This is a genomic window from Streptomyces sp. NPDC056373 (genome assembly GCF_042262425.1).
In the GTDB taxonomy this organism is placed as follows: domain Bacteria; phylum Actinomycetota; class Actinomycetes; order Streptomycetales; family Streptomycetaceae; genus Streptomyces.
In genome coordinates this window covers 229,432-252,856 of record NZ_JBHJPX010000004.1, presented here as the reverse complement: position 1 = coordinate 252,856, position 23,425 = coordinate 229,432, and the positions used below count along the sequence as shown (strand labels likewise).

18 protein-coding genes are annotated in these 23,425 nt (G+C 72.9%); 7 read left to right on the top strand and 11 right to left on the bottom strand.

The window, feature by feature from the left end; all coding sequences use genetic code 11:
- Positions 1-10: 10 nt before the first annotated feature.
- From ACFCXS_RS10295 to ACFCXS_RS10270, 6 genes are all read right to left on the bottom strand, one after another.
- Positions 11-757: a class I SAM-dependent methyltransferase gene (locus ACFCXS_RS10295; RefSeq protein ID WP_376642791.1), complete on the bottom strand. Its 747-nt coding sequence runs from the start codon at positions 755-757 to the stop codon at positions 11-13.
- On the bottom strand, positions 754-2,001 hold the full coding sequence (locus ACFCXS_RS10290; protein ID WP_376642789.1) for a condensation protein: 1,248 nt from the start codon (positions 1,999-2,001) through the stop codon (positions 754-756). Before ACFCXS_RS10290 ends, ACFCXS_RS10295 begins: the two co-directional genes overlap by 4 nt.
- Positions 1,998-6,173, bottom strand: a complete 4,176-nt coding sequence (locus tag ACFCXS_RS10285) for an alpha-(1->3)-arabinofuranosyltransferase family protein (RefSeq protein WP_376642787.1) — start codon at positions 6,171-6,173, stop codon at positions 1,998-2,000. The genes ACFCXS_RS10290 and ACFCXS_RS10285 overlap by 4 nt, the downstream gene beginning before the upstream one ends.
- Positions 6,170-6,904, bottom strand: a complete 735-nt coding sequence (locus tag ACFCXS_RS10280; protein WP_376643026.1) for a class I SAM-dependent methyltransferase — start codon at positions 6,902-6,904, stop codon at positions 6,170-6,172. Before ACFCXS_RS10280 ends, ACFCXS_RS10285 begins: the two co-directional genes overlap by 4 nt.
- Positions 6,905-6,975: 71 nt before the next feature.
- Positions 6,976-8,124: a glycosyltransferase family 4 protein gene (locus tag ACFCXS_RS10275; RefSeq protein WP_376642785.1), complete on the bottom strand. Its 1,149-nt coding sequence runs from the start codon at positions 8,122-8,124 to the stop codon at positions 6,976-6,978.
- Positions 8,125-8,341: 217 nt separating this feature from the next.
- Positions 8,342-9,337, bottom strand: coding sequence for a DUF3068 domain-containing protein (locus tag ACFCXS_RS10270; protein WP_376642783.1), 996 nt, complete (start codon positions 9,335-9,337; stop codon positions 8,342-8,344).
- Between the two features lie 214 nt (positions 9,338-9,551).
- Here ACFCXS_RS10270 and ACFCXS_RS10265 point away from each other — a divergent pair, with 214 nt between their 5' ends.
- The 5 genes from ACFCXS_RS10265 to ACFCXS_RS10245 all read left to right on the top strand — a co-directional run bounded on the left by ACFCXS_RS10265 (position 9,552) and on the right by ACFCXS_RS10245 (position 13,106).
- On the top strand, positions 9,552-9,704 hold the full coding sequence (locus ACFCXS_RS10265) for a hypothetical protein (protein WP_010042314.1): 153 nt from the start codon (positions 9,552-9,554) through the stop codon (positions 9,702-9,704).
- A 2-nt stretch (positions 9,705-9,706) separates the two neighbouring features.
- Positions 9,707-10,951 (top strand): helix-turn-helix domain-containing protein, encoded by a 1,245-nt coding sequence (locus ACFCXS_RS10260; protein WP_376642780.1) that lies wholly within the window; start codon positions 9,707-9,709, stop codon positions 10,949-10,951.
- A 118-nt stretch (positions 10,952-11,069) separates the two neighbouring features.
- Positions 11,070-11,312, top strand: coding sequence for a hypothetical protein (locus ACFCXS_RS10255; protein WP_376642778.1), 243 nt, complete (start codon positions 11,070-11,072; stop codon positions 11,310-11,312).
- A 175-nt stretch (positions 11,313-11,487) separates the two neighbouring features.
- Positions 11,488-12,261 carry an IclR family transcriptional regulator gene (locus ACFCXS_RS10250; protein WP_376642776.1) on the top strand — a complete coding sequence of 258 codons (774 nt, stop codon included), beginning with the start codon at positions 11,488-11,490 and terminating at the stop codon, positions 12,259-12,261.
- The gene (locus ACFCXS_RS10245; protein WP_376642774.1) at positions 12,258-13,106 is read left to right on the top strand and encodes an SMP-30/gluconolactonase/LRE family protein; all 849 of its coding nucleotides are present in this window, start codon (positions 12,258-12,260) and stop codon (positions 13,104-13,106) included. Before ACFCXS_RS10250 ends, ACFCXS_RS10245 begins: the two co-directional genes overlap by 4 nt.
- A 68-nt stretch (positions 13,107-13,174) precedes the next feature.
- Here ACFCXS_RS10245 and ACFCXS_RS10240 read toward each other — a convergent pair whose 3' ends face one another.
- The 3 genes from ACFCXS_RS10240 to ACFCXS_RS10230 all read right to left on the bottom strand — a co-directional run bounded on the left by ACFCXS_RS10240 (position 13,175) and on the right by ACFCXS_RS10230 (position 16,674).
- Positions 13,175-14,581 (bottom strand): FAD-dependent oxidoreductase, encoded by a 1,407-nt coding sequence (locus tag ACFCXS_RS10240; protein ID WP_376642772.1) that lies wholly within the window; start codon positions 14,579-14,581, stop codon positions 13,175-13,177.
- A 255-nt stretch (positions 14,582-14,836) separates the two neighbouring features.
- Entirely contained in the window at positions 14,837-16,066 is a 1,230-nt protein-coding gene (locus tag ACFCXS_RS10235) for a DUF6545 domain-containing protein (RefSeq protein ID WP_376642770.1), read from the bottom strand.
- The gene (locus ACFCXS_RS10230) at positions 16,063-16,674 is read right to left on the bottom strand and encodes a toxin-antitoxin system, toxin component family protein (protein WP_376642769.1); all 612 of its coding nucleotides are present in this window, start codon (positions 16,672-16,674) and stop codon (positions 16,063-16,065) included. The genes ACFCXS_RS10235 and ACFCXS_RS10230 overlap by 4 nt, the downstream gene beginning before the upstream one ends.
- A 264-nt stretch (positions 16,675-16,938) precedes the next feature.
- On the opposite strand from ACFCXS_RS10230, the gene ACFCXS_RS10225 reads away from it, so the two are divergent.
- On the top strand, positions 16,939-18,450 hold the full coding sequence (locus ACFCXS_RS10225; RefSeq protein ID WP_376642767.1) for an alpha-N-arabinofuranosidase: 1,512 nt from the start codon (positions 16,939-16,941) through the stop codon (positions 18,448-18,450).
- Between the two features lie 10 nt (positions 18,451-18,460).
- On the opposite strand, the gene ACFCXS_RS10220 is transcribed toward ACFCXS_RS10225, so the two are convergent.
- Together ACFCXS_RS10220 and ACFCXS_RS10215 are read right to left on the bottom strand one after the other, a co-directional pair.
- Positions 18,461-19,570: a hypothetical protein gene (locus ACFCXS_RS10220; RefSeq protein ID WP_376642765.1), complete on the bottom strand. Its 1,110-nt coding sequence runs from the start codon at positions 19,568-19,570 to the stop codon at positions 18,461-18,463.
- A 90-nt stretch (positions 19,571-19,660) separates the two neighbouring features.
- Positions 19,661-22,669 (bottom strand): beta-galactosidase, encoded by a 3,009-nt coding sequence (locus ACFCXS_RS10215; protein WP_376642763.1) that lies wholly within the window; start codon positions 22,667-22,669, stop codon positions 19,661-19,663.
- A 155-nt stretch (positions 22,670-22,824) separates the two neighbouring features.
- On the opposite strand from ACFCXS_RS10215, the gene ACFCXS_RS10210 reads away from it, so the two are divergent.
- Complete coding sequence (locus ACFCXS_RS10210) at positions 22,825-23,283, top strand: Rrf2 family transcriptional regulator (protein ID WP_104780760.1); 459 nt, start codon at positions 22,825-22,827, stop codon at positions 23,281-23,283.
- The last annotated feature ends 142 nt before the right edge of the window (positions 23,284-23,425 follow it).

The following is a 23,425-nucleotide window of genomic DNA, read 5'->3' as shown; positions in this document are numbered from 1 at the left end:
ACCACATGGGCTACGTCCTCCTGGCGTGCAGCAGCAGGATCGACGCGAGTTGCGGCCGGGCGCAGGCCAGCCGGTCCAGTGGCCGCAGCGGGCGCGGTACGCCGTGGAAGGGAGCCCCTTCGAGCCGTTCGACGGTGAACCCGGACGCGGCGACGAACTCCTTGAGCGCGCGGGCGGTGTAGAGCCGCAGATGCCCCACGACCTCCGTGCCCGGGCGGCCGTGGATGCCGCGCAGGCTCACCTCCGAGAACACCGGCTGCACACCGGCCAGCAGCAGGCCGCGGTTGTACCAGGCGGCCAGGTTCGGTGTGGACAGCATCAGATGCCCGCCGGGGCGCAGGATCCGCCGGATCTCGTCGAGGGCCGCGTCCGGGTCGACGAGGTGCTCGACGACCTCGCTGAACAGCACCGCGTCGGCCGAGCCGGACGCGAACGGCAGCCCGCCGCCGGTGAGTTCGCCGCGCACCGCGTACGGGATGCGGGTGCGGGCGCGACGCAGGGCGTCCTGGGACCAGTCGACGCCGATGACGCGGTGGCCGGGCAGGAGCGGGGCGGCGGTGGCGGCGGCGGTGCCGTCCCCGCAGCCGATGTCGAGGATCGTCTGCGGGCTCGCGGTCGCCGGGCCGCTCAGGGCCCGCGCGAGCATGCGGGCCTGGCGGAGGCTGCGCGGGGTGCCGGAGGCGACCGGCACGGCGGGGTTCTCGTAGAAGTCGCGCAGGTCGCGGGGCGGGGCGCCGGTGGTGGCCCGGGTCGTCACGAGGTCACCTCCGTGGTGTGCAGGTAGTGCTCGAAGAGGTCGCGCAGGTGGGCGCCGTCGCCGCTGCTGAGCAGGGCCTTCGACCAGCGCAGGGCCAGGTGGAGGCGGCCGGCCGTGGAGGCGGTGGTCACCGTCAGGCCGCGCGGCATCCGGGCCGGGGCGGAGAACCAGACGGCGTGCGCCCGGCCCGCCTCCTCCCCGAAGTCCAGCGGGTACGGGATCCGGCCGATGTTGCTGAGCAGCGTCGTCGACGTCCAGGGCGCGGCGGCCCTGCGCAGGGTGCGGGTGAGGGCCGCGCGGGCCCCGACGGGCGCCCAGGGCGCGGTCAGGAGGGCGGCCCCGTGGCCGAGTTGGGGGCGGGGCAGGGACTTGAGGGCCCGGGTCCGCTCCGCGGTGCGGCGCAGCAGGGCCGCCATGTCGGTGACGTCCGGTTCCCGCGGCGCGTACGGGACTTCCACCAGGCGGGTGCCGTTGCCGATGGGCATCGTGGTGTCACGGGGCCGGTCGTCCACCGGCATGGTGATGCGCAGGGGGCGGGGGCGGGCGCCGTGCTCCCTGTTCCAGTGGGTGATGGTCAGGGCCGTGGTGACCATCAGCTGGTCGTTGACGGTGTACGGGGAGCCTTTGGGGCGGTGCGGGAGGGGGAGTTCGGTGACCAGCAGGCCGTTGCCGGGAGAGGGCTCGGGAGTGCCGTGCGCAACCCGGGCGGGAGGTGACCAGGTGGCCGGGGTCTGCGCAGCCTCCCGCCGGGGCTCGGCGGGGCGGGCCGGGGGCGCCGCCGGGGAGTTGTCCCGGCCCCCGTACAGCTCTGCGGCCGTGGCCAGGACGCGCAGGCACGCCGGGCCGTCCAGGGCGGTGTGGTTGATGGTGAGCAGCAGGACCGAGTCCACCACCTCCAGCCGGATCGGCGGGGACATCGACAACGGCGGGGCGTGGGTGAGGGCCCGGGTCCGGGCGTCCCGCAGGGCTCGCGGGCCCGGCGGGGCGAAGGTGACCACCTCCACATCCGGCTCCGGCGTGAGCTCCCACTCGTACTGCCGCCGGTACCAGGGCCCCCGTGCCTCCCGCATGAGGATCCGCGGATGCCGGTGCAGGGCTTCGAGGAACGCCTTGCGCAGACGCCCCTGGTCGAGGGGGCCCGGGAGGTGCACCTCGATGTGGACCGTCTCCGGCTCCGCCTCCTGGAGGCAGTGCCGGGACACCTCGTCCACCACCGGGAACGGGATGCGTACCGGTGCCGTCATACGGTCCTGCCCTCCCCGGTGTCCGTCCTCGGCAGTCGCCGTGTCGGCTCCTCAGACCGCGGCGGCTCCTCGCGCAGGCTGACCAGCCCCGCGAACAGGCCGATGAGCGCGAGCAGTTGGGCCAGATGCCCGAACGCCCCCTCGCCCGCCCCCACCGGCTCCCCGGCGCCGAACGCCGCGACGATCCCGGCCCCGGCCAGCGCGGCGAACGCGATCGGCACCAGCAGCGCGTGCCGCCGTGCGGCGAGCAGCGCCAGCGCCGGGACCAGCAGCGCGAACCAGCCCGCGATCACCACGCCGACCAGCGTCAGCGCCACCGTGCCCAGCCACAGCCCCGGCAGCGGCGGCACCGGCTGCGGCGCGTCGGGGTTGGGAGCGCGACGCCGCCACAGCGCCAGGCCCAGCAGGACCGCGATGCCGGCCCCACTGCCGATCAGGGCGGCGTCGTACGTCGTGGCCGGCTCGTAGGAGAGCGTGACGTCGCCGCCCGCCCCGGCTGGGACCCGCCAGCCCTGCTGCCAGCCGTCCAGCCGCACCGGGGTCAGCTCCTTGCCGTCAAGGGTGGCCTTCCAGCCGTCGTTGAAGTTCTCGTACGTCGTCAGGTACGAGGCCGCGCCCGAGCCGACCGTCACCTTGCGCCGGTCGCCCAGCCAGTCCCGGATCCGCAGGTCACGCCCGGCCGCCGCGGCCTCGGGGACCGTGCCGCGGGTCAGCGTCACGTCCGTGAGCGCGAGCGGACCCGCGTCGCCGCCCTCCAGGCGGTGCTCACCGGCGTCCAGCCGCACCCCGGTGTCGTCCCGGCCCTCCTGGCAGAGCGTCACCTCCACGCCCCGCCGCTCGGCCAGGTCCCGCACGGTCCCCTTCGCACCCGTCTCGTACAGCTCGCCGTCCAGCGCCACCACCGGGCCCTTGCCGCAGGGCAGGGAGAACTTCCGGGTGCCGTCCGGCTGCGGGGTGCGGTACTGGTCGAGGGACGGGACGTACGCCTCCGTGAGGCCCACCGGCAGGCGCAGGTCCTCGTCGGCGACCGGGTTGTGCAGCGTCAGCGGCGCCGTCTCGGTGATCGTGATGTCGAGCCGGTCGGTGGTGATCGGCGGGAAGCGCACCCAGCCGTTCTTGTCCGCGCCGGCGATGGCCGCGCCGTCGGGGGAGCTGATGTGCACCTCGGACGCGCGGGCCGACAGACCGCCCGCGGGGGCCAGCACCAGTTCGCCGACCGGCTGCTTGCCCTCCCAGCGCAGGTGGATCGTCGGCCGGTCGCCCGCGATCCACGCCGTCGTCAGGTCGCCGTCGGTGAGGTTGCGTGCCGCGAGGCCCGCGCCGAGGCTCGCCGTGGAGTCGGCGGTGGCGACGATCCGGGACTGCTGCCCGGGTGCCACCTCGTAGAGCAGTTCGTCGAGTTCCGCGCCCGGCACGGGCACCGCGCTCGCCTTCACCTCGTACGTCCCGGCGGCCGGGGTGGTGAAGCGGCGGTGCAGACCCGCCTCGGTGCCGGTCGCGGACAGGCCCGTGGGATCGGAGGCCCGGTGCAGCGAGACGACGGTCGCGGCCGACGTGGCGTCCTCGGCATCCGCCGGGAGCCGCAGCAGCCGGGTCACCCGCACGTCGGGCAGATCGATCTCGGAGAAACCCGCACCGGTCAGACCCGGCCGGCGCTCCACGGAGTCCACGATCGTCAGCTTCATCCAACCCGTCGCGCCCGCAGGGGCCTTGATCCGCTGGGTCGTGCCGTTCGGCTGGAGGAAGCTGGTCCGCTCGCCCTTCTCGGTCTCCACCCGCACCTTCGTCGCCGCCGCCCGCACGCTCTCCTGCGGCAGCGGAGTCACCTTGAAGGACGACGGCATGTCGTAGGAACCCGTGAAGCCGATGCGCAGCCACTGCCCGTCCGGCGTGTCCGGCGCGCCCTCCGCCCACGCGGTGCCCGGGTCGCCGTCGAAGGCGTTCACCGGGTCGTACTGCGGCAGATGGAACAGCCAGTTGCCGTACGAGGAGGCCGACACCGAGCGGGCGCCGCGCAGTTCGGCCACCGTCTGGTGGTCGATGCCCTCGGCGGGCAGGATCTGCCGCGGCTTCTCACCCGGGTCCTGCAGGGCGTCCGGCGCGTTGCGCTCGTCGCGCGTGTACGTGTACGACGTACCGGAGTTGACCAGCCCGAACCGGGTGTCCGCCCGCCGCAGCCCGTCACCGAGCACCTGCACGGCCGGGGTGCCGAGCCCCGGATGGTTGTCGCCGGTCAGGACGGTCGCCCGCCCGCGCAGCCGCTCCGCCAGCGGCAGCAGCGCCTCGGGCCCGCCGGACACCACGGCCGTGTCGGCGACCGGGGCGAGCCCGGCCTGCCCCGGCCGCACCACGTCCTCACCCGTGGGCCGGTAGATCTCCACGGCCCGCTGCCGCGGATACAGCCCCTCGACCTGGAGCGGCGCGTCCTGCGCGATCCGGCCGCCGGTCATCACCGGCCCGAGCCCCGTCACCCGCTCGTACCCCGACTGCTCCAGGGTGCGCTTGACGGTCGCGGTGGGCACGTAACCGACCTGGTCGGGGTCGAGGTCGTTGCGGACGACGACGTAGTACAGCCCGGCCCGGCTCAAGTAGTCGGCCAGACCCGGTACTTCGGCCCCGGACACCAGCGCCTGCTCGACGGCGTCCATCGCACGCCGGTTGCCGGGCGTGCCGAAGGGCACGTAGTCGCGCTGCGCCCACCGCGACTCGGCGAGCACGTCGAGCGGCTGGTCGACGGGGGAGCCCCAGGTGTAGAGGCCGTGCGCGGTCGCCGGGACGACCAGGGCACGCGAATCGGGCGAGTACTTCTCCAGCCAGCCGGCCGTGGCCCGCCAGTACGTGGGGAGCTTGTGGAACGAACCCGGGTTGAGGATCGAGCCGTTGAGGTACGGCCACAGCAGTCCGGGCAGGATCAGCACGGCCGCGGCCAGCGGGGCGAAGCGCCGCCCGCGCACCCGCCGGGCCCCGCGCGGCTCGGCGGCCACCCCCACCAGATGGGTCAGTCCCAGTGCGAGTGCCAGCGCCACTCCGGTCTGGAACTTGTAGATGTTCCGGAACGGCGACAGCCACCCGTCCAGCCAGCCCTGCACCACCCCGTGGAACGGCGCCCCGAACGCACCCCCGTACCCGGCGAGCAGCACGAGAGCCGCCACCAGCACCGTCAGCACCAGCCACCGCCGCTCGGGCATGTCCCGCCGGGCCAGCCCGGAGAGCCCGAGCCCCGCCGCGAGCGCCGAACAGAGGATCACCCCGACGGAGGACGCCACGGCCCACCCGGCCGGCAGCCACGCCTCACCCAGGTGCAGATAGGCGACCCAGTTCCCGGCGCCGCGCAGCGCCTCGGTCGCCGACATGGTGTCCGTCGTCGTCCGCGCGGTCTCTATGTAGGGGAGGAAGTTCTCGCCGTAGACGCCGAGCAGCAGCAGCGGCACCCACCACCAGGCGGTCACCACGAGCACGGCCGGGGCCCACCAGGCGATCAGCTTGCGCTGCCGGGGGCCGGGCGGCCGGGACAGCAGATACAGCCCGGCCGGCAGCAGGGAGGCCAGCGTCGCCGACGCGTTCACCCCGCCCATGAACGGCACGAGCAGCGCCGAGCGCAGGGCCGCGACCCGGGCGGCGTACCGCTCGTTCGTCAGCGGCAGCAGCACCCACGGCAGGAACGCCCCGGGCAGCGCGGCGGCCGACGTCGACCCGATGACAGTGGTGAACACCGGCCACAGGGCATAGGCCACGGCCCCCAGCAGCCGGGACGCCCCGCTGCCCACCCGCAGCCGCTCCGCCAGCCGCAACGCACCCCAGAAGGCGACGGACACGATCAGCGACAGCCACAGCCGCTCCGCCAGCCACACCGGCAGCCGCACCAGGTCGCACAGCCAGTAGAACGGCAGCATCGGCCACAGATAGCCGACGTACTGGTCCTGGATCCCGCCGAACCCGGCCCGGTCGTGCCACAGCTGGCCCAGATCGGCCAGGAACTGCCCCGGATCGACCGTGACCCCGAGTTTGGTGTCGAAGGTCTGCCGACCCGGCTGCACCGCGAGGAACAACACGAACACCACGGCCCAGAAACCCAGCAGCCAGCGCCGCGACCGCGGGCCCTCGGGCGGGCCCGCGGAGGTCGCGGTGGTGGGGACGGCTGCCGGGGGAGGAGCCTGGACCGTGGTCGTCATGGGGGACACCGCCGCAGAATGAGGAGGAGGTTCCAGGTGGCGAACTCGCGGATGCCGGGCGCCTTGACGACGGCTTCCGCGAGGAACGGCCAGTAGCGGGAACGCGCCGAGACGATCGTGACGTCGTCCCGGGCGCGCACCTGCCGCAGGGTGGAGCCGATGTGCACCGCGAACAGGTTCTCGCCGAGCGTGTGCTTGGCGGCCTTTCCGGTGCGTCGCTGGTAGCGGGCCCGGGCCCGCCCGGCACCGAACCAGTGCCACGGGGCCCACTCGTGCCCGCCCCACGGCGACAGCCAGTTGGTGAACGACACGTAGATCAGCCCGCCCGGACGCGTCACCCGGGCCAGCTCACTGAGGAACGTCTCCGGATCGGCCACGTGCTCCAGCACGTTGGAGGAGAAGGTGACGTCCGCGACGCCGTCCCGCAGCGGCAGCAGGTACCCGTCGGCGACGACCGTGCCATCGGGTGGCTTCTCGCCCAGCTCGCCCATGTCCGGCTCGAACAGGTGGGCGTGGGCACCGCGGCGCCGGAACTCCTCGGTGAAGTAGCCGCTGCCGCCGCCTATGTCCAGGACGGTACGCCCGGCGACCGGTCCGTCGTAGGCCTCGACCTGGTCGACGGCGTCGCGCGCGAGCAACGAGTAGCAGCTCCCGGGATCGTCCTGTTCGTGGAGGAAGGCGCGGAACAGGGCGAGGGATCGCCGCAGCGAGGGGTCTTTCGACGTAGCCAGGGGGCGCGCGGCCGCGACATGCGCGGCTCCGCCCCGCGGGCGCGACCAGCCACGACGGGCGGTAGGCCGCCTCACGTCCCCCAGCCCCTCACCGCCTCGGCGGCCACCACCCGGAACTGCCGCACCGTCCGGTCCCACCGGAACCGAGCCGCACGCTCCCGGGCCGCTTTGCCCATCAGCTCCCGCTGCCGCCCGGACAGGGCCAGCGCACACCACGCCGCGGCGAACGAGGACTCACCGCGCGCGAGCACGCCGGTCTCCCCGTCCAGCACGGAGTCCTTGAGCCCCGGCACGTCGAAGGCCACACTCGGCGTCTCCCGGGCCGCGGCCTCCGTCACGACCAGACCCCACCCCTCCACCGCCGAGGGGTGCAGCAACAGCCAGGCCGCGCACAGCAGCCGGTGCTTCTCGGCCTCCGTCACATACCCGGTGAACTCCACACCCGGACCGGCGAGCCGCTCCAGCCGCTCCCGTTCGGGCCCGTCACCGACGATCACCAGCCGGCCGCCGGTCACCGGCCGCACCCGCTCCCAGAGCCGCAGCAGCAGATCGACCCGCTTGTACTCGACCAGCCGCCCGACGGCGACGAACAACGGCTCGGCAGAGCGATCGGCCCTCGGGCCGGGCTCCTCGACCCCGTTGTGCACGACCCTGATCCGGTCCCGTTCGACGCCGATCGCCCGCAGCGCGTGGGCGGTCGAGGAGGACACGGCCACGAGCAGGTTCCGCTGCTGCGCCCCGGTCAGGGCCCAGTGTTCGAGTCTTCGGCCGATCCGGGCCGCCGGCGCCAGCGGCCCGCCGAAGCGCATCTTCCACAGATCCGTGTGGACGTGGTTGACCAGACACAGGGTGGGCCCCCGGTGCCACAACGGCGCCAGGTACGGCATGCCGTTGCACACCTCCACCAGCAGATCGCAGTCGCCGACCCGGCGCGTGAAGGCCGATCTCGCGCGCAGGTAATGCCCGTACGGGCCGCCCGCGGACACGACGCGATAGTCACGGAGGGCCGCGGGCCCCCCGCACAGCAGGGTCACCTCGTGGCCCAGGCGGGTCAGGCCGTCGGCGAGCCGGTCGACCAGCAGCTCGGAGCCGCCGGCGGACGGGTTGTCCAGATCGCGATGGGCGAGGAAGACGATCCGGCGCGGATGTGGGGGGAGCGCCGGGGGGTGCTGCGCGCCGGGGGACGTGGCGTGCAGCATGGACGGTACGTGCTGGGGCATGGGTGCTCCAACTCGTCTCGGGGTGCGGAACTCAGCGTGGGGAAACGTGGGGGTGGGGTCGTCACGGAGGGGTCGGCCCGTGGGGAGCCTGAGCTCTTCCTGGGAGGGGAGTGTGGACGGGATGTGCTCGGGTGGGGTTGGACAGTTTTCGCCCGGACGTTCGCCAGGGCTACTCACCGACGTGACAATTTCGGGCTTTGTTGGAGCTGACGGAACATCACTTCGTGAGGGTGGGCTGGGGCGTATCGGGCCTTTCGGCCGGAACGGGGTTCTCCGGCTCCTTCCGCCCACGCGCCACGAGAACGCCACCCGCCACGGCGAGCACGAATCCGGCCGCCGCGGCGCCGATCGGCAGCGTCGTGCCCACCAGGCGCAGCTGCCCGCTGTCCCGCTTCGCCTGCCGCACCGCTTCCTTCTGCGTCGCGGTGGTGAACGAGACCTTCCGGCTGTCCAGCAGCACCGCCGCGTCCTTCTTGCCGCCCGGCGCCCGCAGGGTCCGCCTCGGGCCGGTCTGCGCGTAGATCACCCGGCCCGTCGCCTGGTCCACGACCAGCTCGAAGCCGTGGTTGGAGTACCACTCCTCGGCCAGCACCTGCGGCCGGTTCGGCTGGTCGACGAGGCTGCCGGGGACCATGCGCGTCCCGGTCCTGCTCGGCGGCACGGAGCCGGTGAACTTGTAGCCGGTGTAGCCCTGGACCTTCGCGGTGCCGCGGTAGCGCAGCACCACCGTGTCGCCGAGGGTGTTGTCCCACCACTGGTAGGAGCGTTTCTGCACGTCGAAGGGGAACTTCAGATACGCCTCGCCCTCGATGTACGGCTTCTCCCCGCAGCAGTGCACCGGCCGCGTGGTCGTGCGGTCCATCACCCAGCGGTGCGGCACGAAGTCCAGTGCGTCGTGCGGATCGGCGGCCGGCAGCGACTTGTCGGTGTCGACCGTGGTCGTCACGTCCCAGACGGCGTTGCCACTGCGTTCGCTGTCCTCGACGTTGCCCCGCACCCGCTGGGTCACGGTGATCTTCCGGTCGGGCACCGTCTCGATCCGGTCGGTGTCGAAGACGCTGCCCCGGCCGGTGTAGACGGCGGTCGTGTCGATGTCGATCGGGTTGACCGCGGCACGCGGTTCCACGTACCAGGCGAGCAGCGGCGCCAGCACCAGCAGGAACGTGCCGAGACCCAGCAGGACCAGGGAAAAGGGAGAGGTTGTACGGCGCATCCGGGCACTCCAGTGGCTTGGGACGGCTCGACGTACGAGAGGGCCGGCACGGCGGCGGGACGCGCACGTGCGGCTGGGCCGGGAACCGTAGGCCGCTCTTGACGGGGTGTCAATGCTTGTCGAGACTGGGCGCGACAGGCAGGGACGGGGTGCCGGGGTGGGGCAACCTCCGGACGATCTCCGGGCGAATCCGGACAGAGAGGCTGACCCTGCGATGTCCAGACTGCTCGCTGCCGCGTTGACCGTCGCGCTCGCCGCCGCCCTCGCCGTGGGCGCCGCGCTGGGCGTGGTCGCGCTGCTCGAAGCCACACCCGACCAGCCGAACACACCCCTGATCACGTACGAGCAAGCAGGCCAGGGGAGTTGACGATGACGGCCACCCGCACCGCAGCCGTCACGACGCGCTCGGCCTGGCACGACGTACCGCGCCTCCAGGTGCGCCGGTTCGCCGCCATCGCCATGGCCGAGGCGCCCGCACTCGCCGAGGAGATCCTCGGTGAGATCCAGCGCGAGTACCCGCATCTGCCCGTCGTCCTCGACGACTCCGGCGAACCGATGGCCCTGGTCGGCATCCGCCGCGCCATCGAGGTGTTCGTGCAGCACCTGGAGCACTCGGAGGGGCGCCCGACCGTCCCGCCCGGCGTCTTCCAGGACTTCGGCCGCGGCGAGGGCAGAGACGGCCGCTCCCTCGACTCCCTCCAGGCCATCTACCGCATGGGCGTCCGGCTGGCCTGGCGCCGCTTCGCCGACATCGGCCAGCGCGTGGAGATCCCGCCTCCGGCGATGTACGAACTCGTCGACGCGGGCTACCAGTACCTGGACGGCCTGGTCGACCAGTCCGTACGCGGCTACGCCGAGGCGGCGGCCCGCCAGGCCGGCGAACGCCTGCGTCTGCAGCGCCGTCTCATGGAACTCCTCCTCGCCGAGCACCACCGCGGCGACCCCGCCGAGGCCCTGACCGAACGGGCCGCCCGCATCGGCTGGCCCTTACCGGCCAAGGTCGCGGTCGGCGTGCTGCTCCGCCCGGCCCGGGAGGCGATGGCCCCCGCGGTCGGCCAGGGCGTCCTGCTCGACATGGAGTACGAGCAGCCGCGCATGGTCGTGCCCGAGCCGGACGCGGCGGGCCGCCCCGAGCTCATGCACCGGGCCCTGGCCGGCTGGTCCGGCGCGATCGGCCCGCCCGTTCCGCTCACCGACGCGGCGAAGTCGCTGCGCTGGGCGGAGGCGGCGGTCCGCCTGATGGAACGGGACCTCCTGCCCTCCGGGGAGGTCCTCTACTGCACCGAACACACCGAGGCCCTGGTCCTCCTCCAGCCCGAGGAACTCATCGACGACCTGGCCCTCAGGTGCCTGGCCCCCCTGACCCACTGCGGCCCCACGCACGGCCGCCGACTCGCCGAGACCCTCCTGGCCTGGCTGGAAACCCGAGGCGGCGCCCCGGAGGTCGCCACCCGCCTCGGCGTCCACCCCCAGACGGTCCGCTACCGCCTGCGCCAGATCCGCGAACTGTGGGGCGACGAGATAGACGACCCGGACCGCCGCTTCGAACTGGAACTGGTGCTGCGGGCGCAGCGGTTGAGGGGGGAGCTGGGGGCGAAGCGGGGGCGGCGGTGAGCGGCGGACATCCCGGCGATCTTCGATCGCGCTCGGGGTCCTCCGTACCGCCCTCATGACCGGCCTGACCAGGGTGTCGAGTCGGCCTGTGCACAGAGCGAAGTACGGGGGCGTCGACATGTCGGACCTGAAGAGGGAAGCGACCGCGCTGCTGCACAGGGCTGCCTCGGGATCGACCTCGACCCCCTTGCCCCTCACGCCGTCGGGAGACCACGAAGCGCGCATCTGGGTCGACACATGGGGCGAGTCCTTCTTCGCGTGCGACGAGCTGCGGTGGCTCGCGTACGTCTCCGGCGCAGCGGAGGTGAACGGCCCGGTGACGGCGAGGCCGAGCGACTGGGTCGCCGCCCTCACCCCCTGAGGGACGACCGTCCGGAGCGGGGCAGGACAGCCCCTCTTCCGCTCTGCCGGACTCCGCCCATTGCCCGGACATACCTCTATGGCTAGCCTGTGTTCGTCATGCCGATCGCCTGTTGATATCTCGAACGTCGGGATCCGGAACAGGCGCCTGAGACATATAAGGGAGGGGGCCGGTCGTGGGACGCCTCGTACCAGCCGTGACCCGGGCTCTCGACATTCTCGAGCTCTTTCTCGACGGGGACGGGACGCTCTCCGCCCCCGACATCGTGCGCCGGCTCCAGCTGCCGCGCACCACCGTGCACGAACTGGTCACCACGCTCGCCGCCCGGAAGTACATCGTTCCGGTGCCCGGCCAGCCCGGACGCTACCGGCTCGGCGTGCGCCCGTACCAGCTCGGTGCCCGCTACTCCGAGCAGCTCGACCTCGCGGCCGAAGGGCAGCAGGTCGCCCGGTCCGTCGCCGAGACCTGTGACGAGACCGTGCACGTGGCGATCCTCGAGGACACGGACGTCATCTACATCGCCAAGGTCGACTCCACGCACGCCGTGCGGATGGTGTCGGCGGCCGGGCGCAGGCTGCCCGCCCACTGCACCTCCGTCGGCAAGATGCTGCTGGCCTCCCTCCCGGAGCCCGAGCTCACCGCGCGCATCCCCGACAGCGCCCAGCTGGTCGCGATGACCCCCAACAGCATCACCGACCCGGCCGCCCTGCGCGAGGCCCTGGCCGAGATCCGTGAGCGCGGCCTCGCCGTGGAGAACCGCGAGTCCAACCCGGACGTGTCCTGCGTGGCCGCGCCGGTCCGCGACCGCGCCGGGCAGGTCGTCGCCGCCCTGTCGATCTCCGTGCCCATGATCCGCTGGAGCGAGGAGCGCCGGGCCGAGCTGGAGCAGCTCGCCGTCAAGGGCGCCGCCGAGCTGTCCGAGCACCTCGGTCACCGGAGCGTGGCATGACGACGCCGTACGAGGTCGCGGTGCGCGCCGAGGCCGAACTCGGCGAGGGCCCCACCTGGGACGCGGCGACCGGCCGGCTGCTGTGGATCGACATCCTGGGCTCCCGCCTGCACACGTACGACCCGGTCACCGGGCGCCGCACCCTGCGCCGCACGGAACAGCACATCGGCGCCGTCAAGCCGCGCGCCGGCGGCGGACTGGTGCTGAACCTGCGTGACGGGGTCGGCCTCCTCGACCCCGACGGTGCCTTCCGCTGGCTCCACCACGAGCCGGTCCCCGGCCGCCGTGCCAACGACGCCGCCGTCGCGCCCGACGGCGCGCTGTGGGCGGGCACGATGCGCTACGACGAGGCGCCCGGAGGCGGCACGCTGTCCCGCCTCACGGGGGACGGCACCGCCGAGGTCGTGCTCGACGACGTGGCCGTCAGCAACGGCACGGGGTGGAGCCCCGACGGTCGCCTCATGTACTACGTCGACTCCCCGACCCGGCGCCTCGACGTCTTCGACTACGCGGACGGGCGGATCTCCGGGCGCCGCACCCTCGCCGAGATCGAGGAGAGCGCGGGCTTCCCGGACGGGCTGACCGTGGACGCCGAGGGGTGCGTGTGGGTCGCCCTGTGGCAGGGGTCCGCGGTACGGCGGTACACGCCCGATGGTGAGCTGGACCGGGTGATCGAGCTGCCGGTGCCGCTGGTGACGGCCTGTGCGTTCGGCGGGGACGGGCTGACCGACCTGTACGTGACGACGGCCCGGGTGGGGCTGACCGACCCGCCCGCCCTGGCGGGATCCCTGTTCGTGGTGCCGGGAGCGGGCAAGGGCGTGACCCAGCCCGCGTTCGCCGGCTGACGGGGGGAGGAGCAGGGGGGCGGAGGACCGGCACGCCTTTGTCCCTGCGTCCCCTTCGGTCCGGTGCCTCAGCGTCCCGTCCGGTCCAGCCTCCGCAGGACCGCCCGCTCGTCGTCCGTGAGCGGCGCCCCCACCGCCGTCGGCAACGGCGGCCCGCTCAACGTCGCCAAAACCGTCGAGGGCCGGAGCAGCCGCGCCGGGCCCGTCGTCATGCTCATCACGTCCCAGAGCGCCGACGCCGCCGGGTACGAGCCGGTCGCCGTGCGGATCATGCGACGGGTGTAGGCGGTGACCAGACGGTCGGCGAGGCCGGGCGAGCCCCCACGCGTCCCGGGGTACCAGACGTCCTGGCTCACCGCCATCGTCCACGCGGACTCCACCGGCCTCGCCGCCCGCCGCTGCACCCGCCGCGCGAGCCCGGGCTCGCCGAGGCCGGAGGCGGACCTCCGCAGCTCCCGGGCCAGCTCCCGGGCGCCCAGCGCGGCCACCGACATGCCCTGCCCGTACGCGGGGTTGAACGTGGCCAGCGCGTCACCGAGCACGACGAGGCGGTCGGGCCAGGAGCGGACCTTCTCCAGGTACCGGCGGTGATTGCTGGTGCTGCGGCTGACATGGACGTCGGTGAGCGGTTCCGCGCCGGATATCAGCCGGCCCACGACGGGGTCGGGCAGCTCCAGGGTGTACCGCAGGAACGCGTCCGGGTCGGACGGCGGTTCGCCGCCGCCCCGTGTCCCGGCCAGGCTGACCATCCAGCGGTCGCCCTCGATCGGCAGCACCATGCCGCTGCGGCCGGGCCGCCCCCGGTACGGATCGGCCTGCACCATGGTCAGCGGGAAACGCCCGGCCCCCTCGGGAGTGCGGTAGAGACGGGTGGCGTTCACCAGGCCGGCGTCCACCGTCTTCTCGCGCACGTCGTCGACGCCCAGTCCCGCCAGCCAGGTCACGATCCGCGAACCACGACCGCTCGCGTCCACCACGAAGTCGGCGGCGAGTTCCTCCTCCCCGGCGCCGGTCGAGAGGCGGACCCCGGTCACACACTGCCGCGACCCCGTCAGCTCCAGCACCCGCGCCTTGCGGATCACCACCCCGGTGCTGTCCAGCACGGCGCCCCGCACCGCCCAGTCGAGCAGGGCCCGGGTGCAGGTCAGCATGTGCGGTCCGGGGTGGCGCCAGCGCCGGAGCCAGCCCTCGGGCGTGAGGGCGACCATGCCCGAGCCGAGCGGAATCTCGTGCGCCCCGGCGGCGAGGAGGTGCTTGCGCATGCTCACGCCCGGCACCAGGTCCTCCATGGAGGCCAGACCCCCGGCCATGAGGAGATGCGCGTGACGTCCCTGTGGCAGGCCCTTGCGGTGCTCCGGCCCCTCGGGCAGATCGTCGCGGTCGAGCACGACCACCTCGTCCGCGACGGCGGACAGGGCCGCCGCGGCCAGCATGCCGGCCAGACCCGCACCGATGACGACAGCTCTACGCGACATGCGACTCCCCGCACTCAGCCATGAAGGCTCCTTCGCCCTGAGGGCATTCCCCGACGTCCGGCCACCGCCGTGCGGCGCACAACACCCATGCGCCGACAGCGGTTTCGAGCCACACGGGCCTCGTTCCGGACGGTTCTCACCGTACCTTCACGTATCGTGCCCGAGGCCTTCCGTGCGGGGTCCGGTCCGTGCACCCCGGTCCGGCGGGACACCGGCCGCGCCATTCGGGAGGGGCGGGAGCCGCCCGGGCCGTCGTCAGCCGGTGAGCGACCTGCCGTCCGTGTGGTCACGCGCCAGGGCGCGGATCGCCCGAAGGTCCTCCGAGCGGCGCAGGGCCCGGGACACGGCACCGATCTCGCGCAGCAGGTCCGTGGTGTCACGGGCACCGGTGCCGTCGTCCTCCGAAGCCCGGTTCCTGGCGTCGGCCGCGTCCAGGATCGCCGCGGTGGCGGCGAGTGCCTTCGCCCGGTCGGGTGGATGGCCGAGGGCGAGGGCGGCGTCGTGGAACCGTTCGCGCCGGTCCTCGTCGATGTGCCGGGCGAGCGGCAGCAGCACGTCGCGGATGAACGTCTCCCGGCGCACCAGGCGCAGCTCGGGCGTCGCGCGCAGCAGGAACGGGACCCCTTCGCCGTTGACCGTCCTCATCAGCATGTACAGCGGCCGCAGTTCGTGCAGGGCGAGCCGGACGTGCCAGCGGCCGTGCAGGTACTGCCCGGCGTGCGGGAGGATGAAGCCGACCGCGATGAGTACCGCGGACAGGCAGGCGAGCGGCGGGGCGACGGCCGTGCTCAGCCAGTCCAGGTCCCGCCCGGCCCAACGGGCCGCCACGGCACTGATCTTGGCCGCGTCGAACAGCAACTGCGCCGCGTAGCCCACGCCGAGGAACTTCAGCCCCCAGCGCAGCAGCGAGTCGAGCCCGTCCGTGCGGACCCAGTTCCAGATCAGCCCGTTGGTGACCAGCGCGGCCACGGTGTGCGCGAGCAGGTACAGCACGATCACTTCGCGCATGTACGGGGTGTTCGCGTAGTACGTGTCGAGATCCCGCAGCCGCTCCACCGGCACGTCCGCGAGCGCGAACAGCACCCATATCGCGACGATCACACCGGAGTAGACCGCCACGACCCCGCGCATCGCACGCCGGGTGCGCTCCGAGCGGTCGGACAGGCCGTTGCGCCAGGAGATGATCAGCAGCAGGCAGAAGGCGCAGAACGCGGTGAGCAGCGAGTAGACCCAGGGGCCGGAGAAGTTCGCCACCCCGGTGAACCGGTTGACGCGGGCGATCGTCGACGGCGCCACGAAGACGAACACGGCGCAGGCGAGCAGCAGCAGCCCGCCGACCGCGCGCAGCATCGGGTCCTTCCAGAGCCGGATGATGCTCGGCAGCTTGATGGCCAGGGCGGCGGCCAGGACCCCCGCGGGGATCCACCAGAAGTTCGGATAGAACTGGTTGACGAACTCGGCCGGGGTCAGTGCCACCGTCGTCACGGTGCCGCACCTCCCCGCGGCCCCCGGTAGTACAGCGACCGCTGCACGGGTTCGAGGGGCGTGTCCGGGGCGCGGCCACCCGGCAGCAGGGCCCGGCACCCCGCCGCCAGCCGGTGCCCGAAGGCATCGGCCTCGGCCTCGTCCCTCTCCCGGGAGCCGTGGCGGGCGGCCACCGACAGTGCGACGTCCTCCCACCCCGGCCGGTCGGCGAACGCGTGGGCCGCCGCCGTACCCACCCCCTGGTGATGCCCGTGCCCGGCGTGCAGATGCCACAGCTCGTGCCCGAGGATGACCAGCTGCTGCACCGCCTCGGCCCGCTCCTCCACGATGACGAGGTCGAAGTCCTGGAACTCCACCCACAGGCCGGTCACTTCTATCTCGTCGGGAAACCGCTCGAACCGCAGTTCCACGGGCCGTCCGCCGCGCCGCGCGCTCATCTCCTCGCACAGCGCCCGGCACAGCGACCGGATGTCGGTGGGGCGCCGGGGTCTGCGGCGGACCGCGGTGGCGAGCTCGGCGGCCAGGCCGCGCATGGCTGAGCCACTGCGTGAGCGCCTGAGCGCGGCGGTGACCCGGGCGGCCCTGACCCGCGCGCCCGCGATGTCCATCGCTCCCCCTCCTCGGCGCCGGCCGAGGCCTGCCGGCGCATCCGAGACTACGCGCCCGAAAGTGTGCGCGTCATGCGATCCGACGTCCGATGTTCCATAGGGAACGACCGTTCCTGTCCGGAAAAGTCCTGACCGAAGTCCGGACGGCCCATTGACGTGCAAGCCCATCAAATTTACGGTCCCGTTCGAGGTAACGAGCGCTATCCGAAATGCCGAACGGTACGGGTCGGCGACCCCATGAACCACCCACCCCGAAAGGCGACCATGCACACCGCCCGCTTCACCTTGGACCCCGCTTTCACGGTCGGCGAGGTCAACCCCCGCCTCTTCGGCAGCTTCGTGGAACACCTCGGCCGCTGCGTCTACACCGGCATCTTCGAACCGGACCACCCCGCCGCCGACGAGGACGGCATCCGCACCGACGTCCTGGACCTCGTCCGCGAACTCGGCGTCACCGCCGTCCGCTACCCCGGCGGCAACTTCGTCTCGGGCTACAAGTGGGAGGACTCCGTCGGCCCCGTCGAGGACCGCCCCCGCCGCCTCGACCTCGCGTGGCGCTCCACCGAGACCAACCGCTTCGGCCTCTCGGAGTACATCGCCTTCCTGAAGAAGGTCGGCCCGCAGGCCGAGCCCATGATGGCCCTCAACCTCGGCACCCGGGGCGTCGCCGAGGCCATCGAACTCCAGGAGTACGCCAACCACCCGGAGGGCACCGCCCTGTCCGACCTCCGTGCCGCGCACGGCGACAAGGACCCCTTCGGCATCAAGCTGTGGTGCCTGGGCAACGAGATGGACGGCCCCTGGCAGACCGGCCACAAGACCGCCCAGGAGTACGGCCGGATCGCCGCCGAGACCGCCCGCGCGATGCGCCAGATCGACCCGGGCGTCGAACTCGTGGCCTGCGGCTCCTCCAGCCAGGCCATGCCGACCTTCGCCGCCTGGGAGGCGACGGTCCTGGAGGAGACGTACGACCTCGTCGACCACATCTCCCTGCACGCCTACTACCAGCCCCAGGACGGCGACCTCGACTCCTTCCTGGCCTCCGCCGTCGACATGGAGTCCTTCATCGAGAACGTGGTCGCCACCGCCGACCACATCGGCGCGAAGCTGAAGTCGAAGAAGAAGATCAACCTCTCCTTCGACGAGTGGAACATCTGGTACATCTCGCAGTGGCACGAGATCGAGAACTCCGGCGCCCGGGACTGGGCGGAGGCCCCGCGCCTCCTGGAGGACAACTACAGCGTCATGGACGCGGTCGTCTTCGGCTCGCTCCTCATCGCGCTGCTGCGCCACGCCGACCGCGTCACCGTCGCCTGTCTCGCCCAGCTCGTCAACGTCATCGCCCCGATCATGACCGAGCCAGGCGGCCCGGCCTGGCGGCAGACCACGTTCTTCCCCTTCGCCCAGGCCTCGAAGTACGGCCGCGGCGAGGTCCTCGACGTGCGGGTCGACTCGCCGACGTACGAGACGAAGAAGTACGGCGAGACCGACCTCCTGCACGCCACCGCCGTGCGCGCCGAGGACGGCACCGTCACCGTCTTCGCCGTCAACCGCAGCCGCACCGACGCCCTGCCCCTCGAAGTCGCCCTGAGCGGCCTCGACCTGACCCGGGTCGTCGAGCACAGCGCCCTCGCGGACGCCGACCCCGACGCCCGCAACACCCTCGACGACCCCGAGCGGGTCGCCCCCCACCCGGTCGACGGCACGGCTCTGCGGGACGGCACGCTCGGCGCTGTCCTGGAGCCGCTGTCCTGGAACGTGATCCGGCTGGCCTGACAGCCCCCGGTCAGCGTTCGATGCGCAGCAGGGCGGCCGACGACGCGGACGTCGAAGTCGTCCCGACCGCCCAGTAACCACCCGAACCCGGCACCCCGGCCAGGGCGTTCATCACGACGGGGGCCGACGCCACCGGCCCCCGCTCGCTCACCCACGCCGTGCCGTCCCAGCGCAGGTAGTGGGCCCGGGTCTGGTCCCAGAAGTCCCAGCCGGCGATCCGGTCGGGACGGCCCTGCGCGTCGGCGACGATCCCGCTCAGCATGCCGACACGGAACGGCTCGGTGACGCCCTGCCAGGTGCTGCCGTCACCGTGCAGGAGCAGCACACCCGGGGGCTTGCCGACCGGGCCGCCCACCCCGTAGTCGTAGCCGACCAGCCACAGGTCGTCGTCGGCGACCGGCAGCAGCCCCGTGATGCTCGCGCGGATGCCCTGGTAGGCGGGCAGCTCGGTCCAGTCGGAGCCGTCCCAGCGGGCGACGATGCCGACGCCGTACAGCCAGACGTCGCCGCTCGGGGTGAGCCGGACACCCGAGGGAGTGACCGTGGGCGCGCTCGGCGGTGCGGGGAGCCAGGTCCAGGTGCCGCCGTCGTGGCGCAGGAGCAGCCGGCCGTCGGAGGTGCGCCCGGAGAACCAGGCCCCGCCGTCCGGATCTACCACGACGTCCGTGAGGGAGGTGCCGCCCCGGCCGGGGAAGTCGGTCTCCCGCCAGGTGCCGCCGTCCCACGCGAGCAGGTGCGTGCCGCCGGCCGTGTCGGTGCCGATCGCCCACGCCGAGCGGGCGCACGTCCCGGCCACCGAGTGCAGGTAGCCGCGGAAGCCCAGGTGGGCGAGGCCGGTCCGCGCCCATGCCGTGCCGTCCCACACCAGAGCCAGTGGCGAGCCGAGGGTGCCTCCGCTGCGGCCCTCCTCACCCACGGCCCACGCCAGACCGCCCCCGGCGGCGGCGACGTCCCGCAACTGGGCGGCCGGTGTGCCGTCCGGGGCCGGCACGGCCTGCCACGCACGGGCCTCCCCGGTCGCCCCGGCGGCCGCCGCAGCGACCGGCCCGCCACTCGCCGGGACCAGTGCCAGACCGGCCCCGACACCGGCCAATCCACTGATGAATCCGCGTCTCCGCACCAGGGTCCCCTCCCCGTCGGCAGCGCTGAAGGGTCAACACGGTGAACCAGCGGGCCGCAGAAGGCAATGCGCGAGGACGGCTCGATCCGGTCACACCGGTTCCACGGGCACCCCTCCGGCCGCCACGCCCAGCAGCGTCAGCCGTACGTCCCCGGGCCCGGACGGTGTGGTTCCGTCGGACAACACCGCCAGCGCCAGTGTGTTGGCACCACGTGTGCGCAAGATCCCGTTCGGCAGCACGAAAGTGTGCTGCGGGCCTACGTCGTTGATGTACTGGCCCATGTTCCAGCCGTTGAGGAAGATCTGGACGCGGTAGGCGCGGTCCGGGTCGTCGTCGAGGACGAGCCCGACCGAGGCATCGACACCGGGGTCGACGTCCAGCCGGAAGTCCGTCCGGTACCAGGTGACGCCCTGCCGCCGCTCGGACCGGGGAAGCCCGGCGTCCTTCCAGTCCCCGTCGTCGTACTCGGGCAGATGCCAGCCCTCGCGCTCCCCGTGCAGCCCGCCGTTGTTCATCGGGCCGCGCACCGGATCCGGCAGGGCGGCGCCCTGGATACGCCACTTCACCTCGGGGGAGCCGCCCTCGAAGGCGACGGCGGTCAGACCGCGCGCGGCCTTGTGCGTGTCGCGCGCCTCGCCGTCCATGTCGTGCTGCATCCGCCGCACGAGCACGGACAGCACGTGCCGCTGCTTCCCGCTCTCCTGCCGGCCCCCCTCCTGGCTGTCCTCCCGGCTCTGCTCGCGGAACTTCTCCCGCAGCTTCTTCGGCAGCTCCAGCCGGGCCTTCGCGGTCCACGTCCCCTGCCGTGCCCGGTCCTTGTCCGGCACCGGCATCCGGTGCGTGCCCAGCGGCTCGCCGTCCAGCCAGGCCATCAGCAGACCCTGCGTGCCCGTGCTGTAGGCGAGGGACACGGACGCGAAGTCGTCGTCGCCGCTCCACTCGCCGCGGTACCAGACGTCGCCGTAGTGGAAGCCGTAGTCGTCGGCGAACAGGACGGGCTGCCCGTCGGGCACGGGCGTGCTGCTGAAGGTCGTCTCCTTGTCGGCGGTCGTCCAGCCCGAGTCGTCGAAGTCCGGCTCGGACTCCGGGTTCCCGGCCCGCCGCCGCCAGCCCTCCAGCGCGGGCAGGGCCGGCCGGACCACCCCGGGCAGCGGCCGCAGCGCCAGCAGGCTGCCGGAGGCGCTGATCCGGGTGGCGACCGGGCGACCGTTCCAGGTGACGTGGGTGATGCCGCGCGGCCCCCACACCTCCAGGCCGGTCTGGTCGATGGTGTCGCCGGTGAGGTGGACCGTCGAGCCGCGCAGCTCGGCCGACCGCAGCAGGGCGGGGCCGTAGACGAGGAGCGGGCCGGACGGGGTCTCGTACGGCCACAGCCGCAGGGCGGTGGCGTCGTCGGCGAACAGCACCAGCATCGGCGTGTCCACACCGTCGCCCTCGACCCGCACCCGGCTCAGCCCACCGGCGCCGAGCGGGGCCGTGATGAACAGCTTGCCCAGGTTGTAGGCCCAGGCGGGCTCCGCGTCCAGCCGCATGGGCGTCGGCTCGTCCGCGCACTCCAGGACGACCTGGGCCATCTCGCCCCGGCGGCCCGCGAACACGGCGATGTCCTGCCGCCCGGCGGTCAGGCTCACCATGGGCTGCACGGTGGAGTGCACCAGCGTCCGCTTCCCGAGCTTCAGATTCGCGGCGATCAGCTTGGCGTCCCGGGCCGGGACCGTGACCGGCTCGTCGAACCCGGCGTCCGGCAGCGTCGAGGAGAGAGCCTCACCCGTGTCGTTGCGCAGGACGTAGACGTGGGCCCCGGTGTCGGGGTTGGTCAGGTGGTAGACCTTCATCCGCTCGTCGGCCGCCCGCACCGTCTTCGCCCGGTGCAGCCTGGCGAAGTCGGGCACGGACCGCAGCAACTGCCCGATCTGGTGCATCGGGGCGAGCTTCGGGGTGGCGTTGCGGGCCTCGTCGATCGCGGCGCCGTAGTCGTACGAGGTGTAGACCGCCGGCGCGGGCAGCCAGCCCCACGAGGTGCCGCCGTACGTCATGTAGACGTTGTGCAGCGTGATGCCGTTGGCGAGGTTGGTGAGGTAGAAGCGCCGCTCGTACGCCGCGTCCCGGGTCCGGCGCGCCTCGGCGTACCCCTTGCCGTCGAACCAGGACCCGCCCCACGGGTCGAACCAGCCGCCGCCGAACTCGGGCACGAACCCGGGTGTGCGCGGACTGGCCGTCGCCCCGCCCTTCCGGCCGCCGGTCCCGAACGTCCCCCAGTCCGGCGGCACGCGGTCCGGCTCCGGGTAGCCGTCGAACCCGTACAGCCAGCGGCCCTTCTCCCCGCCGGTGCCGAACGACCCGGGCGTCCAGGCGCCGTTGCGTCCCTTGTCGTTGTGGAACAGCGGCACGTCGATGCCGTCGGCGCGGACCTTCTCGTACAGGTACGACATGTAGGCGCGCCCGGACGGCTCGTCGACGTGCGCGTCGTACTCGTTCTCGATCTGGTAGAGCAGGACCGTGCCCGTGCCCCGGGTGAACAGACGTTTCGCGACGACGGCGTTGACGGCGGTCAGCCATTCGTCGGCATAGCGCAGATACGTCGGGTCGGAGGTCCTGGCCCGGCCCTCGGTGGCGGTCAGCCAGCCGGGGAAGCCACCGGCGTCGACCTCCGCGTTGATGTACGGACCGGGCCGCAGGATGACGTACATCCCCGTCTCGGCGGCCGTCCGCAGGAACCGGTCCAGGTCGCGCACGCCGGTGAAGTCGTAGCGGCCGGGGGCGGGGGAGTGGTGGTTCCAGGCGACGTACACGCTGACGGCGTTGTAGCCGTGGGCACGCATCTTCTCCAGCACGTCCCGCCACAGCGACGGGCTCGGCAGCCGGAAGGGGTGCATCTCGCCCGACCACAGCACCAGGCGACGGCCGTCGATGATCAGCGAGTGCTGGTCGAAGCCGATCTCGTGCGGCCGGCCGTCCGCGCTCGGCACCGGGGGCGGCGGGCCGGTGCGCGTGGTGCGTGCCGGGTTGGCGGAGGTCGGCGACCCGCTGCCGGTCAGCGCGAAGCCGAGCGCCGCCGTGCCGGCCAGAGCGTGGAAGGTACGCCTGCTGAGCTCCAAGGGAGCGCCTCCTGTTGTGCCTTGCGATACGTGGTGCGAGTTGCGTGGGCTCGTCGTACGGGTGGGGTGTGCTCGATGTGTTGCGGGTGGGTGTGCTCGATGTGTTGCGAGGTGCGTGTGCTCAATGTCTACAGGGTGACGGCGACAATGGTCCTATGAGGATCTCGGCACGTGCGGACTACGCGGTACGAGCGGTCGTGGAGCTGGCCGTCCGGCAGGGGGAGGGGTCGGTCAAGGCGGAGGCCGTCGCCACCGCGCAGGACATCCCCCACAAGTTCCTGGAGGGGATCCTCGGCGATCTGCGCCGGGGCGGTGTCGTCGACAGCCGGCGCGGCGGGGGCGGCGGCTACCGGCTGGCCCGGGAGGCCGCGGAGATCACGGTCGCGGACGTGATCCGCGCCGTGGACGGACCGATCGTCTCGGTGCGCGGCGAACGACCGACCGGCCTCGCCTACTCCGGCACCGCCGAGCCGCTGCTGCCGCTGTGGATCGCCCTGCGGGCCAATGTGCGCAGGATCCTGGAGGGTGTGACGGTCGCCGACCTCGCGGCCGGGGCCCTGCCCGAACCGGTGGAGCGGCTGGCCGCGGAACCGGCTGCCTGGGAGAACCCCTGAGGGGCGGCGGCCGCCGGGCGCGGCGCTGTGCGTGGTCCTCATTCCGTCCTCGGGATGTCCTCGGTCTGACGCACTGGTGCAAGGCACCTTATGCGCCCGTCGGCATCCCGGGTGAATTCCCGCCAGTGTGAATGGCCGGAGA

What these genes read in the sequence shown, in the direction of transcription:
- ACFCXS_RS10210 (WP_104780760.1), top strand. Translation starts at nt 22,825, where the DNA reads ATGAGGATCTCGGCACGTGCGGACTACGCGGTACGAGCGGTCGTGGAG.
- ACFCXS_RS10285 (WP_376642787.1), bottom strand. Translation starts at nt 6,173, where the DNA reads ATGACGACCACGGTCCAGGCTCCTCCCCCGGCAGCCGTCCCCACCACC.
- ACFCXS_RS10240 (WP_376642772.1), bottom strand. Translation starts at nt 14,581, where the DNA reads ATGTCGCGTAGAGCTGTCGTCATCGGTGCGGGTCTGGCCGGCATGCTG.
- ACFCXS_RS10230 (WP_376642769.1), bottom strand. Translation starts at nt 16,674, where the DNA reads ATGGACATCGCGGGCGCGCGGGTCAGGGCCGCCCGGGTCACCGCCGCG.
- ACFCXS_RS10245 (WP_376642774.1), top strand. Translation starts at nt 12,258, where the DNA reads ATGACGACGCCGTACGAGGTCGCGGTGCGCGCCGAGGCCGAACTCGGC.
- ACFCXS_RS10290 (WP_376642789.1), bottom strand. Translation starts at nt 2,001, where the DNA reads ATGACGGCACCGGTACGCATCCCGTTCCCGGTGGTGGACGAGGTGTCC.
- ACFCXS_RS10255 (WP_376642778.1), top strand. Translation starts at nt 11,070, where the DNA reads ATGTCGGACCTGAAGAGGGAAGCGACCGCGCTGCTGCACAGGGCTGCC.
- ACFCXS_RS10225 (WP_376642767.1), top strand. Translation starts at nt 16,939, where the DNA reads ATGCACACCGCCCGCTTCACCTTGGACCCCGCTTTCACGGTCGGCGAG.
- ACFCXS_RS10275 (WP_376642785.1), bottom strand. Translation starts at nt 8,124, where the DNA reads ATGCCCCAGCACGTACCGTCCATGCTGCACGCCACGTCCCCCGGCGCG.
- ACFCXS_RS10265 (WP_010042314.1), top strand. Translation starts at nt 9,552, where the DNA reads ATGTCCAGACTGCTCGCTGCCGCGTTGACCGTCGCGCTCGCCGCCGCC.
- ACFCXS_RS10270 (WP_376642783.1), bottom strand. Translation starts at nt 9,337, where the DNA reads ATGCGCCGTACAACCTCTCCCTTTTCCCTGGTCCTGCTGGGTCTCGGC.
- ACFCXS_RS10260 (WP_376642780.1), top strand. Translation starts at nt 9,707, where the DNA reads ATGACGGCCACCCGCACCGCAGCCGTCACGACGCGCTCGGCCTGGCAC.